Origin of the sequence: Castellaniella sp., assembly GCF_041677825.1 — a bacterium.
GTDB lineage: Bacteria > Pseudomonadota > Gammaproteobacteria > Burkholderiales > Burkholderiaceae_B > Castellaniella.
In genome coordinates this window covers 89,800-106,071 of sequence record NZ_JBAYPG010000004.1, presented here as the reverse complement: position 1 = coordinate 106,071, position 16,272 = coordinate 89,800, and the positions used below count along the sequence as shown (strand labels likewise).

Annotated in this window: 12 protein-coding genes and 2 pseudogenes; 6 read left to right on the top strand and 8 right to left on the bottom strand. The window is 60.8% G+C overall.

Annotation, left to right across the window (positions count from 1 at the left end; genetic code table 11):
- Window positions 1-9: 9 nt before the first annotated feature.
- From WCY17_RS03155 to WCY17_RS03145, 3 genes are all read left to right on the top strand, one after another.
- Complete coding sequence (locus WCY17_RS03155; RefSeq protein WP_372700713.1) at window positions 10-822, top strand: transporter substrate-binding domain-containing protein; 813 nt, start codon at window positions 10-12, stop codon at window positions 820-822.
- 110 nt (window positions 823-932) lie between these two features.
- A complete protein-coding gene (locus WCY17_RS03150; RefSeq protein WP_372700712.1) occupies window positions 933-2,213 on the top strand; it encodes an L-fuconate dehydratase in 1,281 nt (426 codons plus the stop codon).
- Window positions 2,214-2,331: 118 nt separating this feature from the next.
- A complete protein-coding gene (locus tag WCY17_RS03145; protein WP_372700711.1) occupies window positions 2,332-4,116 on the top strand; it encodes an IlvD/Edd family dehydratase in 1,785 nt (594 codons plus the stop codon).
- An 87-nt stretch (window positions 4,117-4,203) separates the two neighbouring features.
- Here WCY17_RS03145 and WCY17_RS03140 read toward each other — a convergent pair whose 3' ends face one another.
- Window positions 4,204-4,947 carry an SDR family oxidoreductase gene (locus WCY17_RS03140; RefSeq protein WP_372700710.1) on the bottom strand — a complete coding sequence of 248 codons (744 nt, stop codon included), beginning with the start codon at window positions 4,945-4,947 and terminating at the stop codon, window positions 4,204-4,206.
- Between the two features lie 79 nt (window positions 4,948-5,026).
- On the opposite strand from WCY17_RS03140, the gene WCY17_RS03135 reads away from it, so the two are divergent.
- The 3 genes from WCY17_RS03135 to WCY17_RS03125 all read left to right on the top strand — a co-directional run bounded on the left by WCY17_RS03135 (window position 5,027) and on the right by WCY17_RS03125 (window position 8,824).
- Window positions 5,027-5,887 (top strand): oxidoreductase, encoded by an 861-nt coding sequence (locus WCY17_RS03135; RefSeq protein ID WP_372700709.1) that lies wholly within the window; start codon window positions 5,027-5,029, stop codon window positions 5,885-5,887.
- A gap of 219 nt (window positions 5,888-6,106) precedes the next feature.
- Window positions 6,107-7,075, top strand: coding sequence for a tripartite tricarboxylate transporter substrate binding protein (locus tag WCY17_RS03130; protein ID WP_372700708.1), 969 nt, complete (start codon window positions 6,107-6,109; stop codon window positions 7,073-7,075).
- Between the two features lie 111 nt (window positions 7,076-7,186).
- Window positions 7,187-8,824 carry a thiamine pyrophosphate-binding protein gene (locus tag WCY17_RS03125; protein ID WP_372700707.1) on the top strand — a complete coding sequence of 546 codons (1,638 nt, stop codon included), beginning with the start codon at window positions 7,187-7,189 and terminating at the stop codon, window positions 8,822-8,824.
- A gap of 69 nt (window positions 8,825-8,893) precedes the next feature.
- Here WCY17_RS03125 and WCY17_RS03120 read toward each other — a convergent pair whose 3' ends face one another.
- From WCY17_RS03120 to WCY17_RS03090, 7 genes and pseudogenes are all read right to left on the bottom strand, one after another.
- Entirely contained in the window at window positions 8,894-9,328 is a 435-nt protein-coding gene (locus WCY17_RS03120; RefSeq protein WP_372700706.1) for an Hsp20/alpha crystallin family protein, read from the bottom strand.
- A 56-nt stretch (window positions 9,329-9,384) separates the two neighbouring features.
- A pseudogene (locus WCY17_RS03115) lies at window positions 9,385-10,461 on the bottom strand (DUF3387 domain-containing protein); the annotation flags it as partial.
- Between the two features lie 66 nt (window positions 10,462-10,527).
- A pseudogene (locus WCY17_RS03110) lies at window positions 10,528-12,681 on the bottom strand (type I restriction endonuclease subunit R); the annotation flags it as partial.
- A gap of 28 nt (window positions 12,682-12,709) precedes the next feature.
- On the bottom strand, window positions 12,710-13,009 hold the full coding sequence (locus WCY17_RS03105; RefSeq protein ID WP_372700705.1) for a HigA family addiction module antitoxin: 300 nt from the start codon (window positions 13,007-13,009) through the stop codon (window positions 12,710-12,712).
- An 8-nt stretch (window positions 13,010-13,017) separates the two neighbouring features.
- Window positions 13,018-13,296 (bottom strand): type II toxin-antitoxin system RelE/ParE family toxin, encoded by a 279-nt coding sequence (locus tag WCY17_RS03100; RefSeq protein ID WP_372700704.1) that lies wholly within the window; start codon window positions 13,294-13,296, stop codon window positions 13,018-13,020.
- Window positions 13,297-13,313: 17 nt separating this feature from the next.
- Window positions 13,314-14,681 (bottom strand): restriction endonuclease subunit S, encoded by a 1,368-nt coding sequence (locus WCY17_RS03095; RefSeq protein ID WP_372700703.1) that lies wholly within the window; start codon window positions 14,679-14,681, stop codon window positions 13,314-13,316.
- Entirely contained in the window at window positions 14,671-16,233 is a 1,563-nt protein-coding gene (locus WCY17_RS03090; protein ID WP_372700702.1) for a type I restriction-modification system subunit M, read from the bottom strand. Before WCY17_RS03090 ends, WCY17_RS03095 begins: the two co-directional genes overlap by 11 nt.
- Between the last annotated feature and the right edge of the window lie 39 nt (window positions 16,234-16,272).

Below are 16,272 nucleotides of genomic sequence, written 5' to 3'. Positions count from 1 at the left end.
GAGACTGAAATGAAAACTTTTGCTCTGCATCGCAACATGACCACTCTGGCCATTGCCGCTTCCGCACTCATGCTGGCGGCTGTTCCCTCCTGGGCCGCCTCACTGGATCACGTCGAGCAGCAGAAAGTGCTGCGCGTGGCGGTCGACCTGAATGCGCCCCCCTACGGCATGAAAGATGCTGCGCTCAAAGAAGTCGGCTCCGACGTTGAAAGCGCGCAGCTGCTTGCCGGGGATCTGGGCGTGGCTCTCGAGATCGTGCCCACCACGCAGGCCAACCGCATCCCTTTCCTGCTCACCGACAAGGCCGATGTAGTGATCTCGAGTCTGACCATCACCCCCGAGCGCCAGAAAGTGGTTGACTTCACGATCCCCTACGCCGTCATCCAGTCGGTCATTGCAGCACCCGCCGATGTGGTCATCAAGAGCATGGACGACCTAGCCGGCAAGACAGTGGTCACGGCGCGCGGCACCACCAACGATGCCAATGTCACGAAAATGGCCCCCAAGAGCACAAGCATCGTACGCTACGAAAACGACGCAACAGCCATGACGGCCGTGACCAGCGGACGCGGCAACATCTACTCTGGTGCCCCCGCGATCATTGCCTCGCTCAACAAACAGCTCGAAGCCGATGGCAAGGCACCGCTGGAAACCAAGATCGTCATGGCCACCTCGCAACTGGGGATCGGCGTGGCCAAGGACAACCAGGCCCTGCTCGACAAGATGAACGAGCTGGTCCGCACGAACCTCAAGAACGGTGAGCTCAACACCATCTACAAGAAATACCACGGTGCGGATCTGCCCGACGAAATCGTGAACTGAGGGATCCCGCCGACGCGCTGCCCGGTTCGCCCCGCCGCCTGCTGCCTGCCGCCTGCCGCCTGACCCAGGGCAGCAGGTTCTTCCACTTACTGACGCCATAAGGTCGCCCCATGCCTGTCATCCAATCCATAGAAGTCCTGGATATCCGTTTTCCCACCTCGAAAAACCTCGATGGCTCGGACGCCATGAATCCGGATCCCGACTATTCAGCCGCCTATGCCATCCTGCATACGGATCAACCCAGGCTGCAAGGACACGGGCTGAGCTTCACCATCGGCCGGGGCAATGAAATCGTATGTGCCGCCATCGACGCTCTCAAGCCCCTGTTGCTGGGCCTGGAGCTGAAATGGATCACCGAGGACATGGGGCGCTTCTGGCGCCACATCACGTCAGACAGCCAACTGCGCTGGATCGGGCCCGACAAGGGGGCGATCCACCTGGCCACCGCCGCGCTGGTCAATACCGTCTGGGACCTCTGGGCCAAAGAACAGGGCAAGCCCGTCTGGCGCCTGGTAGCCGACCTCTCACCCGCAGAGTTGGTGCGCCTGATCGACTTCCGCTATATCACCGACTGCATCACGCCCGATGAAGCCCTGGCGCTGCTGACCCGACAGGCCGAAGGCAAGCAGGCACGCATCGACGAACTGACGGCCCACGGCTACCCCTGCTACACCACATCGGCGGGCTGGCTGGGCTACAGCGACGACAAGCTGCGCCGGCTGGCCCAGGAAGCCGTAGACGCGGGCTTCTCGCATATCAAGCTCAAGGTCGGTCGGGATCTGGAAGACGACATCCGCCGCCTGCGCATCGCGCGCGAGGTCATCGGGCCGGAGCGCCACCTGATGATCGACGCCAACCAGGTCTGGGAAGTCGACCAGGCCATCGATTGGCTCAAGGAACTGGCCTTTGCCCGCCCCTGGTTCATCGAGGAACCCACCAGCCCCGACGACATAGCCGGCCACCGGCGCATCCGAGCCGCCATGCAGGACAGCATGCAGGTGGCCACCGGCGAGATGTGCCAGAATCGCATCCTGTTCAAGCAGTTCATCATGGAATCCGCCATCGACGTGGTGCAGATCGATGCCTGTCGGCTGGGCGGGGTCAACGAGGTTCTGGCCGTGATGCTCATGGCCGCCAAATACGGCCTCAAGGTCTGCCCACATGCCGGCGGCGTCGGCCTGTGCGAATACGTGCAGCACCTGTCCATGATCGACTATCTGTGCTTTTCGGGCACCAAAGAGGGCCGCGTCATCGAATACGTCGATCACCTGCACGAGCATTTCGTGGATCCCTGCAGCATACGCAATGCGGCCTACATGCCGCCTGTCCAACCCGGCTATTCCGTCGAGATGAAACCCGCCTCGCTGGCACAATATCGATTCGGGGCATGAGCCGCGAACGGCTCACCATCGACCCTGAACACGCAGAAACTCGCACGCCCACACCTGATCCAGCGGTTGTAGCCCAGGGCACCACCGCCGGATCCGCACTTTCAGGAGGCCTTTCGCCATGTCCGCTTCAGAAAAACCCCGGTTGCGCAGCCGGCGGTGGTTCGACAACCCCGACAATCCCGGCATGACGGCGCTCTATATCGAGCGCTACATGAATTACGGCATCACCCGCGCCGAATTGCAGTCGGGCAAGCCCATCATCGGGATTGCCCAGACCGGCTCGGACCTTGCCCCCTGCAACCGCCACCACATACAGCTGGCCGAGCGCGTGCGCGACGGCATCCGCGAAATGGGCGGCATCCCGCTTGAATTTCCCGTCTATCCCATCCAGGAAACCGGCAAGCGCCCCACGGCCGCCATGGACCGCAACCTGGCCTACCTGGGCCTGGTCGAAGTCCTGCACGGCTACCCCATCGACGGGGTCGTACTGACCACCGGGTGTGACAAGACCACGCCCGCCTGCCTGATGGCGGCCGCCACGGTCAACATCCCGGCCATCGTCCTGTCGGGCGGCCCCATGCTCGATGGCTGGTGGCGCGGCAAACTGGCCGGCTCGGGTACCGTGATCTGGGATGCGCGCAAACATCTGGCCGCCGGCGACATCGATTACGAAGAATTCGTCGAAAGCGTGGCCAGCGCCGCACCGTCCGTGGGCCACTGCAACACCATGGGCACGGCCCTGTCCATGAACTCGCTGGCCGAAGCCCTGGGCATGTCCCTGCCTGGTTGCGCCGCCATTCCGGCCCCCTATCGCGACCGCGCCTGGATGGCCTATGAAACCGGCAGGCGCATCGTCGCGATGGTGCACGAAAACCTGCGCCCCTCAGACATCATGACCAAAGAGGCGTTCGACAATGCCGTGGTGGCCGCGGCCGCCCTGGGCGCTTCATCCAACTGCCCCATCCACATCATCGCGATCGCCCGCCACATGGGGGTGGAACACAGCCTGGCCGACTGGCAGCGCCTGGGGCCGGACATTCCCCTGCTGGTCAATTGCCAGCCCGCCGGCGAATACCTGGGCGAAGCCTTCTACCGGGCCGGTGGCGTACCCGCCGTCATGCGCGAACTGATGCAGGCCGGCAAATTGCATGGCAACGTCAAGACCGTCACCGGCAAGACGCTGGGCGAGGACCTGGCCTCGGTACCCGAGCCCGATCGCGAAGTCATCCGACCCTGGGACAACCCGCTGATGAAGGCAGCCGGCTACGTGGTGCTCACGGGCAACCTGTTCGACAACGCCGTGATCAAGATCAGCGTCATCGACGAAAAATTCCGCCAGCGCTACCTGAGCGATCCCGAACACCCCAACCGGGTGGACCTCAAGGCCGTGGTCTTCGAGGGCCCGGAAGACTACCACGAACGCATCGAGGACCCGGACCTGGGCGTGGACGAACACTCGCTGCTCGTCATCCGCAACGTGGGCCCGGTAGGCTACCCGGGGGGGCCCGAGGTGGTCAACATGCAGCCACCCGCCGCCCTCATATCGCGCGGCATCGATACGCTGCCCACCATGGGCGATGGGCGCCAGAGCGGTACCTCGGCCAGTCCGTCGATCCTGAACGTCTCGCCCGAATCGGCGGTGGGCGGGGGCCTGGTCCTGCTGCGCAGCGGCGACACGGTGCGTATCGACCTGAATGCCCATCGGGTCGATGTACTGATTTCCGACGACGAACTCACCAGCCGCCGCAATGCCTGGAAGCCACCCATCCTGAAGAACCAGACCCCCTGGGAAGAAATCTACCGCAAGACGGTCGGCCAGCATGGCACGGGTGCCTGCATGGAGCCCGCCACCCAGTACCTGGACATCATCATGCAGCGCGGTGAAGCCCGCGACAACCACTGAACACTGCATCCTGCGCTGGACGTGCCACCCTGACCCAGGTGCAGGATGGCGCGCACCAGGACCAGGCTACCGGTTCAGGCCGCCGGTTCAGTTGACCCAGCCACCATCGATGATGTTCGTGGTGCCACTGGTGTACGCGGATTCATCGGCCGCCAGATAGGCTGCCAGTGCAGCAATTTCCTCGGGCCGGCCCAGCCGGCCCACAGGCTGGCGCGCAATGAACGCCTGCCGGACCTGCTCGAATGTCTGCCCCTGTGCCCGGGCCTGTTCGTGCATGCGCTGCTCGAGCGAGGGTGACTCAACCGTACCCGGACAAATCGCATTGCAACGCACACGGCCAATGAAATCAGCGGCAATGGCTTTGGTCAGACCAATGACCGCCGCCTTGGTGGCGCCATACACAAAGCGGTTGGGTACGCCTTTTACACTGGAGGCGACCGATGCCACATTGATGATCGAGCCACCGCCATGCTCGAGCATGCCCGGCAACACGGCACGGCACATTTCATACATCGAGGTGACATTGAGCCGAAAAGAGAAATCCCAGGCCTCGCGCGAGCAGTCAAGAATGGAACCGCTGTCGACAAAGCCGGCACAGTTGAACAGCACATCGATGCGCCCCACGGCCTTCACCAGCGCCCCTATGGCTGCGGAATCGGTGACATCGAGCACATGGGTCTCGCAACCGGCCAGTGACTGCAGCGGCTCGGCCTGGATATCAGTGGCAATCACATGTGCCCCCTCGGCCTGAAAGCGCAAGGCGGTGGCCCGCCCGATTCCATTGCCGGCTGCCGTGAGCAGCGCGGTCTTCCCCGCAAGACGACCTGTCATAATAAACACTCCTCCAAATGCAAGAGCATAGGTCTTTCAGTCACCGGACCGCAACGCATCTCACACCAACCAGGAGCCCATGATGTCTGCAGATCACGCATCTCCCACCCCAGTCTGGTTCATTTCGGGTTGTTCTACCGGCTTTGGCCGCGAACTGGCTGATCAAGTCGTGGCATGCGGCTGGCGAGTGGTCGCCACCGCCCGCCGACCGGAAAACCTGCAGGCATGGGCGGCCCAACATCCCGGTCAGTCTCTGGCTCTGCCGCTCGACGTGACGCGGCAGGGCCAGATCGATGCAGCCGTCAAGCAGGCCCGCGCGCAATTCGGGCGCATCGATGTGCTGGTGAACAATGCCGGCTACGGCTACCAATCATCCATCGAAGAGGGCGATGAGGCCGAAATCCGCGCCATGTTCGATGCCAATGTATTCGGCCTGTTCGCCCTCACCCGGGCCATCCTGCCCATCATGCGAGAACAGCGCAAAGGGCACGTGTTCAACATCACATCGCTGGCCGGTCTGCGCGGGTATGCCGGCTCTGGCTACTATGCCGCCACCAAGCACGCCATCGAAGGCTGGGCCGATGCCCTGGCTCAGGAATGCAACCCCCTGGGCATCCAGGTCACCAACATCGAACCCGGCCCATTTCGAACCGACTGGGCGGGCCGCTCGCTGCACCAGACCCCCTCAGTGATCGAAGACTATGCAGAGACAGCACGTGCGCGCATGCAGAGCATCAAGGACATCAGCGGCAAACAGCCAGGCGACCCCCGGCGGGTGGGGCAACTCATGCTCGACCTGTCACTGGAAAAAGACGCACCGCTGAACATCGCAGTGGGCGCGGCAGCCATCCGGTTTGGCAGCGAGCGCCTGCAGGCCAAGCTCGACAGCATCCAGGCCAACAAGGCACGCGGTCTGGCCACGGATTTTCCAGACCAGTAAGGCGCATGCGGCAGACTGCTTCGCGCAGGTGGGGGAACCGGCCACATGAGGCCCCCACCCCGACAAGGGCGCTGCGGATGTCCCGAAGAAATCGATATCAGATCGTCAATCAATTTGCTAAACTGGCCCTTCCAAAAATCGACCCGAACATTCAATCGGCGGGCCTGCCGTGAAATTGATACGATGGCCCAGCCCCCATCACTCACAGGAGATACAAGCATGCTGTCCAAATACAAGAAACTGGCCTGTCTCGTGGCCCTCACCGTGGCCGCTGGCGCCGCCCACGCGGCCTGGCCCGAGCGCCCCGTCACGCTGGTCGTACCCTATGCAGCAGGCGGGGGCACCGACGCCACGGCACGCATCATAGCGGCCATGCTCAAAGACCGGCTCGATACGCCGGTCAACGTGGTCAACCATCCCGCAGGCGGGGGCGTGGTAGGCCAGGAAACCATTGCCGGCGCCAAGCCCGATGGCTACACCATCGGCCTGGTCAGTGCAGAAACCTTCATGAACCACAACCTTGGGCTGACCAAGCGCAGTGAAAAGGATTACACCGCGCTGGCACTGATGAACAATGACCCATCTGCCGTAATCGTCAGCACCGCGTCCGATTACAAGAACATGGATGATCTGGTCAAGGCCATCAAGGACAACCCGGGCAAGCTCAAATCATCCGGCACGGGCACCGGCGGGGTCTGGAATCTGGCCATGGCCGGCATGCTCGATGGCCTCGATCTCCCGGCTGATTCCGTCAAATGGGTGCCTTCGGCCGGGGCGGCGCCGGCCCTGCTCGAACTGGTCGCCGGCGGGGTAGACTTCGTTCCGGTCTCGCTGCCCGAAGCCCGTTCAATGATCGAATCCGGCAAGGCCACGCCCCTGGCCGTGATGGCAACCGACCGGGTCGCGCTGTATCCTGACGTACCCACGCTGAAAGAAGCCACGGGCAGCGACTGGCTCGCTTCGGCATGGCGTGGCATTGTGGCCCCGGTGGGTCTGCCCGAAGACGTCACCAAAAAGTACGAAGCCGCGCTCGATGACATCAACCACAGCGACCAATACCGTGATTTCATGAAAAACCAGGGCTACGAGGTGGTCTACCTGAACGGCGAAGAATTCGCCAAGTTCATGTCCGAGGGCAATGAAGCCACCGGAAAGGTCATGGACAAGCTCGGGCTGATCAAGAAGTGATCCATGGCCGGGCGGCAACAGGCCGGCCCGGCAGATCCGTCCTCAAAGAGCCGACCCTCCGTGCCAGGCTGCGGCGCGGGGCTCGGCTCGATTCATTTCAGGAGTCATTCAATGAAGGTCTATGAAGTCATTGCACGTGCGCTGAAAGATGCCATGGATGACGTCGGGATCGAGCATCTGTTCGGGTTGATCGGCGACGCCAACCTGTACATGGTCGACAGTTACATGCGCGATTGCGGCGGCACCTACGTGCGTGCTGTCCATGAAGCCGGCGCGACCGCCATGGGGGTCGGCTACGCGCAGGTCCGCAATACCATCGGCGTGGCCACCGTGACCCAGGGCCCGGGCCTCACCAACACCCTCACGGCCCTGCTCGAAGGCGTCAAATCCGCCACACCCATGGTATTGCTGGCAGGTGATACGGCAGAAGAAGACCACAGCCACATCCAGTTCATCAACCAGCGCGAGCTGGTGATGAGCGCCGGCATTGGCTTCGAACAACTGCGTACCCCGCATACCATCGTTCAGGACCTGCACCGGGCCTTTCGCAGGGCCTGGGTCGAGCGCCGGCCCATCGTGTTCAACATGCCCTACAACTTCCAGTGGATGGATGCCGATTACCAGCGCCACACACTGCGCCTGCCCGAAGTCACCCTGTCCCCCACGCTGGGCGACGACATGGATCACGCCGTGGGGATCATCGCTTTTGCGCGCCAGCCGGTGGTGCTCGCGGGCCGCGCGGCGGCCGACGAGGCCACCAAGCACGCCATACAACGCTTTGCCGCGCGAATCGGCGCACCGCTGGCCACCACCGTGCGTGCCAAGGATCTGTTCATCGATGACCCCTTCAATCTGGGCATCTGCGGCACGCTGAGCAACGAAATTGCCAGTGATGTCCTGATGAACAGCGACTGCATCATCGCCTTTGGTGCGGGCCTGAACAAATATACAGGCGGGCTGGGCAGTTTCTTCGATCAAAAGAAGCGCATCGTGCATATCAGCCCGCACGCTGGGGACATCGGCCGGTATACCCCGGTCGAGGCAGGTCTGGTGGGCGATCCGGGCAGGATTGCAGATCAGATGGTCGAACTGCTGGACGAAGCCGAGATCCCCGCGTCAGCCAATCGCAGTGATGAACTGGCCGAAAGAATCCGCAATTACAGGCAGAAACCCAGGCTGTCCGATCAGAACGCCCCCGGCACGGTCGATATTCTCGAACTGTTCCACGCCTTGAACACGCGGTTTCCCCACGACAGGATCTATCTGACCGACGGCGGGCGCTACGAATACATTGCCTGGGTGGATGTCAAGGTCAGGACGCCACGCGATTTCGTCCACACCATCTGTTACGGGGCCATCGGGCTGGGCTTGCCCACGGCGATCGGCGCGTCCGTAGCCGGCGCGGGCAAACCGACCCTGCTGGTGGTGGGGGATGGCGGGCTCGAGCTCGGTGGCATGACCGAACTCATGACTGCCCGGCGCCAGAACCTGAATCTCGTGGTGGTCGTGTGCAACGATGGCAGCTACGGCGCCGAGTACGAGCAGTTCGTTGCGAGAGGCCTGGATCCAGAGCTGACCATGCTGGGCTCGCCCGATTTCGCACCCATTGCACAGGCCATGGGGGTTGCATCCATGACGGTTCGCAGCACCGAAGATCTGGATGCCGCCATGCGTTTCATCAACGAGCGCGACGGGCGATCGCCCTGCCTGATCGATGTGAAACTCGACCCGCGGTACATGAACCTGTAGGCGGCTCCCGCGCCAACGAACAGGCCGCCCCAAGGGGCGGCCTGTCTTTTTACTGCCGATGGCACCCGATCAACGGACCTCGAGCCACTTCGAGGTGCTGTCGGCCACCTTCTTGGGCAGTGACAGTTCGAGCACGCCGTCGGTACAACGTGCTTCGGACCCGGCCACGTCGATGTCATGGGCCAGGCTGAAGCGCCGTACCTGCACGCCACGATAACGTTCGCGACGCAAGACGGTTTCACCCTCTTTCTCGATGTCTTCGGCCGTTTTCTCGACGCGGATGGACACCGTGTTGCCCTCGATGGCCACCTTGACGTCTTCCTTGCGCACACCAGGCACCTCGGCCTTGACGGTGTAGGCCGAATCGGATTCGGTCACGTCGATATTGATGCGTGGCTCTTCGGCGCGCTGGGCAAGCCGGGAGGCCACGGGAAAGCGATTGAACAGTTCTTCAAACCCCGACAGTTCTGCAAAAGGGTTGAAGCGAGCCAGATCGTTGGTCATCTCGAATCTCCTTTCTAACCATGCTGACGATCGATGCAGGCCCGCCCGGGCCCGCATCATTTCCATGCCATGCAAATGGGGGCAGCAGCAGAAGTTTCAAGAGGAAACCGATGGGTGAATTCGCAAGCCTGCGCCGACCAAACCTCGCCGAGTACCTCGGCTTGCCTCAGGACGAGCTCTACAGCCTCATCCGCTCTATCCGGAGGGTACTTGTACTTGCGCAATATCCGCTTCACTATCAGCCGCAGGCTGGCGCGCACACTCTCGCGCTTTGACCAGTCGACCGTGATATTTTTGCGCAGGCTCTCTGTCAACTCGTGGGCGATTTTCTTCAGCGTCCCATCTGTCAATTCGCGCACAGCTGACTCGTTGTTGACCAAGGCATCATAGAAACGGATTTCATCTTCGCTCAGGCCGAGTGCCTCCCCACGGTTCGCAGCTTCCCGGAACTTCTTGGCCATTTCGACCAATTCTTCCATCACCTGGGCAGTCTCGATACTGCGGTTCTGGTAGCGCGTGATGACTCTGCCCAGCATCTCCGAGAACTTCTTCTGCTGCACCACGTTGCTGGCGAACTTGCTCTTGATCTCGCCTTCCAGCAGGCGCTCCAGCAGCTCGACGGCCAGATTGCGCTCGGGCAGGTTCTGCACCTGGGCCAGGAATTCATCGTCAAGCAGCCCGATATTGGGCTTTTCCAGGCCCACGGCATCGAAGATATCGACCACGCTCTCACTGACGACCGCCTGGTTGATGATTTGACGAATGGCCACTTCGCGCTGTTCATCGATCTTCTTCTGCGCGCTGATGTCGCGCTTGGTCAGAATGACCTTCACCGCCTGCATGAAGGCAACCTCATCACGCAGCGCCTTGGCTTCTTCCAGCGTGCAGCACAGGGAAAATGCCTTGCTCAGCGCCAGCGCGGCATCTGCAAAACGCTTCTTGCCATCCAGTTTGGCATCCTTTTGCCCCGGCGGTGGACGCAGCGACAGGATGTGATTGGCGGCCCCTGCCAGGGCCTTGTGGCCGCCGGTCTTGAAGCCGGAATAGTCGTAGCCGTGCAGCATGGTGCGCAGGACATCCAGCTTTTCCAGCATGACGGACAGGGCTTCGCACGCATCCACAGTGGGTTTCCCGCGACCCTTGCTGGCCGTGTATTCCCTCATGGCGGCTTTCAGCTCATTGCCGATGCCGATGTAATCGACCACGAGACCCCCCTGCTTGTCGCGGAACACCCGGTTCACCCGGGCAATAGCCTGCATCAGGTTGTGACCCTTCATGGGTTTGTCGATATACATCGTGTGCACGCAGGGGGCGTCAAACCCGGTCAGCCACATGTCGCGCACGATGACCATGTTGAGCGGGTCGGACGGATCCTTGAAGCGTTTTTCCAGGCGCTTTTTCACCTGAGCGCTGTAGATGTGGGGGCGCAGCAGCGCCTTGTCGCTAGCGCTGCCCGTCATGATGACCTTGATGGCACCCTTCTCCGGGTCTGCCTCGTGCCAGTCAGGGCGCAGCTTGATGATCTCGTTGTACAGGTGCACGCAGATATCGCGGCTCATGGCTACGATCATCGCCTTGCCATGCTGGGCCTTGTTGCGCTCTTCAAAGTGCGTGACCAGATCAGCCGCCACGCTGGCAACGCGCCGTTCGGCACCGACCACTTTTTCCAGCGCCGCCCACCTGGACTTCAAACGCGCCTGGTCTTGCTCCTCTTCATCTTCGGCCAGTTCATCGACTTCATCGTCCAGGGTTTCCAGGTCGGCGTCATTCAGGCGCACTTTCGCCAGGCGCGATTCATAGTAGATGGCGACTGTCGCGCCGTCTTCCTTAGCCTGCTGCATATCGTAGACATGGATGTAGTCACCAAACACCGCCCGCGTGTCGTGGTCGGCACCTCTGACCGGGGTACCGGTAAAGGCCACGAATGTTGCATTGGGCAGGGCATCGCGCAGGTGCTGAGCGTAGCCGACCTGATAGCTGACCTGGTAATCCTGTGCGCCGGCAAACTCGGCGGCCAGCACCGTAGTGGGATGCTCACTGGCACCCAAATTCAGTACCGTGGTAGCGCCTGCTCGCTTGGGCTTGCGTTCTTTCAGCCGAGCCTCGAAGCCATACTGCGTGCGGTGGGCTTCGTCTGCGATGACGACGATATTGCGGCGATCGGACAGCTGTGGGAACGTGTCCTCGTCCTCACCCGGCATGAATTTCTGGATAGTGGCAAAGACAATGCCACCCGAGGGCCGGTTGGACAGCAAGGCGCGGAGCTCCTGGCGCGTGGTGGCCTGCACGGGTTGCTCGCGCAGCAAATCCTGAGCCAGGCTGAAAACGCCAAAGAGCTGCCCATCCAGATCATTGCGGTCCGTGATGACCACAATGGTGGGGTTCTGCATGGCGGGCTCCTGCATCACCCGTGCCGCAAAACACGTCATGGTGATGCTCTTGCCGCTGCCCTGGGTATGCCAGACCACGCCGCCCTTGCCGCGCCCCGCCGCACCGGCCTGCAGGTGGGATGCCTGCACGACGTGTTCCACGGCCAGGCGCACGGCATGATACTGATGGTAGCCGGCAATTTTCTTGACGAGCGTGCCGTCGTCTTCGAACAGAACAAAGTAGCGCAGGTAGTCCAGCAGCCAGGCAGGGGCCAGCAGCCCGCGCACCAGGGTTTCCAGCTCATTGTACTGACCCAGGGGGTCAAGCGTGACGCCATCGATGGTGCGCCATTGCATGAAGCGTTCGGCATTGGCCGACAGCGACCCGAAGCGGGCCTCCGAGCCATCCGAGATGACCAGGATTTCGTTGTATTCAAAGACGTCCGGAATCTGCGCCTTGTAGGTTTGAATCTGGTCGTAGGCCTTCCAGATGTCCGCGTTTTCATCAGTGTTGTTCTTCAGTTCCAGCAGTACCAGTGGCAGGCCGTTGACGAACAGGATGACGTCGGGCCGACGCGTGTGATGCGGGCCTTTGATGGTGAACTGGTTGACCGCCCAGAACTCGTTGTTGGCCGGAGTGGCCCAGTCCACCAAGCGCACCAGGTCGCCCCGGGTCTCGCCGTCTTTCTGATACTGCACAGGCACGCCGTTGATCAGCAGTTTGTGGAAAGCACGGTTGGCGGCCAACTGAACAGGGGTATCCAGGTTTTCCACTTGCTGGATCGCGTCTGCCCGGGCAACTGCAGGAATGTCGGGATTCAGGCGGTCGATGGCGGCACGCAGGCGGTACGGCAGAATGACCCGCGTGTAGCCGCTGCGCTGCGGGTCCGGGCCATCGTCGGCGATATCCGGGCCGCTGTAGATGCTGTAGCCGACTTCGGCCAGCCAGCCCAGGGCTTCCTGTTCGAGTTGGTCTTCGGTCATGGCTGATGCGCCGTTTGCCGGGCGTTCTTTATGGGTGCTCGTATTCAGCCGGATGAATGCTGGCCAGCACAGCAGCCAGCTTGTCCTTCGCGTGGGCCTGGTCATAATCCAGCTGCAAGCCAGACCAGAAGCCATCCGAAGTTCCGAAATAACGCGACAGGCGCAGACCTGTGTCTACCGTCACCGTTCGCTTGCCGGTGACGATTTCACCTATCCTGCGCTGAGACACGCCAATTTCCTTTGCCAGGCGATATTGCGTAATGCCCATGGGTTTCAGAAATTCTTCCAGCAGGATTTCGCCTGGACTGGGGTAGGGAACCACACGCATGATGCCTCCTAGTGATAGTCCACGATTTCGACCTGATCCGCCCCATGATCTGACCATCGAAAGCAGATACGCCACTGATCGTTGATGCGGATGCTGTATTGACCCTTCCGTTTCCCCTGCAACCGTTCCAAGCGGTTGTTGGGTGGTATGCGCAGGTCTTGCAGGTGGGCGGCGCGTGCCAGCATGGCAAGCTTGCGCATGGCGACAGTTTCGATGTTTACAAATCTGGGTACTCGTTGCCCCTCGAACAGCGACTGTGTGTCGGCGCAGGAAAAAGACCGTATCATGATGATAGCGCACCGCGTTAGTAACGTAAAGCGATATCATTGGCTGCATCCACTGATTCAGCATGACAGGATTCTGAGGGTAGGCGTAAGCGCCCGGAAATGAGGCGCGGCAGCAACGTATCACGGGCGCATATGAGGACCTTTGTTTGTGCTGTATTAGCGCTGATTTGATCGAACAGAGTCTCTGCAACTCGCATGAAAGCCACAACTACTGGGGCAGGTGGAGAGATCAACGGGATAGGTCTAAAGGCTTTTTTGCTAATTTCCATGAAGGTCGAACCATTGGCGTGGCCTTTTATGGTGCCCATATTGGTTTTACACCAGAAATACATGAACAACGGCGGCAACAGCCCGCCTGGTGGCATGGCAATATAGCCTTGATTGACCGCCACAGGAATCCGGCACACAGCAAGATAGCCAATAGGGGCCCTGGACGACATCAACAGAGTACCGCTCGGCAGTAAGCCAGAACTGATTTTTGCCAATCCTGCCGCACTGATGCGGCGCTCGGTGTCGAGCAGGATGGGCGACATAGCGCCTGACAAATCTTTTGGTGTCGCCCAGTTAAACTCTTCGGGCTCCCAGAAATCTCTATTCTTTGTATTGGGAGTGGCGCCTCCGTGAGTGTCGACGACATCATCAACTGTTTTTATCTGCCACCCCCTTGGTATCAACCCCAGCTCCGCCTCTTCAAACGAATCTGGAAACAGCGCAGCGGTTTCTTCATCCATGCCTTCAGGCTGAAGGCCTTCCATCTTGGCGCGCACGGGGTCGAAGTCCACGAACCAGGACTTGAAGATAGCCTGGGCGATGGATTCAAGGGTTTTATTGGTTTCGCGCAGGAGGGCGATGCGGTTGTCGAGAGCACCGAGAAATTCCGTGACCAAGTGCTGAGTCTGAAGTGACGGCAGCATGACGGGCACCGCAGCGAGTATTCCTGTATTCAGATTGGGCATCGTAGCGCCGACGGCATAGCGGATTAGCCAGTCTTTTATTTCCGGAGAACGCAGGTAATAGGAAATAAATTTAGCATTCGCGACCTTCTCCGTACCCATACGAACCTTTAGGCACCCCGTCCCACACAACCAGCCTGATTCCACTTCCCCAATTAATGCATTTTTTGTGACATCACCCCGACGGCTGAAAACGATATCTCCAACGTCTAGTTTGTGCTGCAACAGCCGTTCCACATCCTGCTGACCGACACGTGCGATATTTTCTAAGGAAATCCCTTGCGTGCCTATATTGGTTGGCATGACGACAGGCGTTCCTTTTTCCGTGTAATCGGACATATGCAGCTGGCTTCCAAATGGCCCAGTCTGAATTGAACCGCCTTGGCTATGACAGATGTCCCCTAAGGTGGTTTCTATCAACTCAGAACTCATACCCCAGCCCCCCCAGCTTCTGCCGAATCAATGCATCCAGCTCCGCACCTCTGGCCATCTGCTCACCCAGTTTGGCGGTCAGCCGTTCCATCTTCTCGGCAAAGGCTTCGTCGTCGTCTTCGACCTCTTCAGCACCCACATAGCGTCCAGGCGTCAGCACATGCCCATGCTGGGCGATTTCCGCCAGCGGCACGCTGCGGCAGAAACCGGGTACATCCTGGTATTCAGTGATCGTCGCGCCAGTCTCTACTTCCCCACGCCACGCGGCTACGGTGTCGGCGATGCGGGCGATGTCCTCATCTGCCAGTTCCTTCTGCACGCGGCTGACCAGGTGCCCCAGCTTGCGGGCATCGATGAACAGCACCTCGCCCTTGCGCTTCTTCTGCTTCACCAGGAACCACAGGCAGGCGGGAATTTGGGTATTGAAGAACAATTGCCCCGGCAGGGCCACCATGACTTCCACCACGTCGGCGTCAACCATGGCGGCGCGGATGACGCCTTCATTGTTCTGGCTGGAGCTCATCGACCCATTGGCCAGCACAATGCCGGCTCGTCCGGTGGGCTTCAGGTGGTACAGCATATGCTGCAGCCAGGCATAGTTGGCGTTGCCCTGCGGCGGGTCACCATAGGCCCAGCGAGGGTCGCCTTCCAGACTGCCGTGCCACCAGTCGCTGATGTTGAAGGGTGGGTTCGCCAGGATGAAATCCGCCCGCAAGTCGGGATGCTGATTACGGGTGAAGGTATCGGCGGGTTCCTTGCCCAGGTTGAAGTCGATGCCACGAATCGCCAGGTTCATGGCTGCCAGCCGCCAGGTGGTGGGGTTGGACTCCTGGCCATAGATGGACACATCCCCCATCCGGCCACCGTGCGCGGCGATGAATTTTTCCGACTGCACGAACATGCCGCCTGAACCGCAGCAGGGATCGTACACCTGCCCTTTATGCGGGGCCAGCACGGCCACCAGGGTCTTGACGATGCCGGCCGGCGTATAGAACTGGCCGCCCTTCTTGCCCTCGGCGCTGGCGAACTGGCCCAAGAAGTATTCGTAGACCTGGCCCAGGATATCGCATGCGATGTTGGCATCGTTGCCAAAGCCGATGGTGGAAATCAGGTCCACCAGTTCACCCAGCTTGCCATCCGGTAGTTGGGCGCGGCCATACCGCTTGTCCAGGATGCCCTTCAGCTTGGCGTTCTCGGTCTCGATGGCGGTCAGGGCGTCGTCGATGCGCTTGCCGATGTCGGGCTGCTTGGCGGCGGCGCGCAAGGCCTCCCAGCGGGCAGCCTCGGGCACCCAGAAGATGTTCGCGGCGGTGTAGTAATCGCGGTCTTCCAGCTCAGTTGACAGGTGTGCGGCACTGGCAGCGGGGAAGTGGTATTCGTCGACAGGGTCGGCGAAACGCTTCAGTAGTTCCGCCCGGTGCCCCGCGAACGTGTCAGAGATGTACTTCAGGAAAATGAGCCCCAGCACCAGGTGCTTGTACTCCGCCGCATCCATGTTGGCGCGCAGCTTGTCTGCCGCTGCCCACAGGGTTTTCCTGATGTCGTCAACCATCTGTCTGCTCTTGATGTCTGAAAAAAATTGTATGCTTAT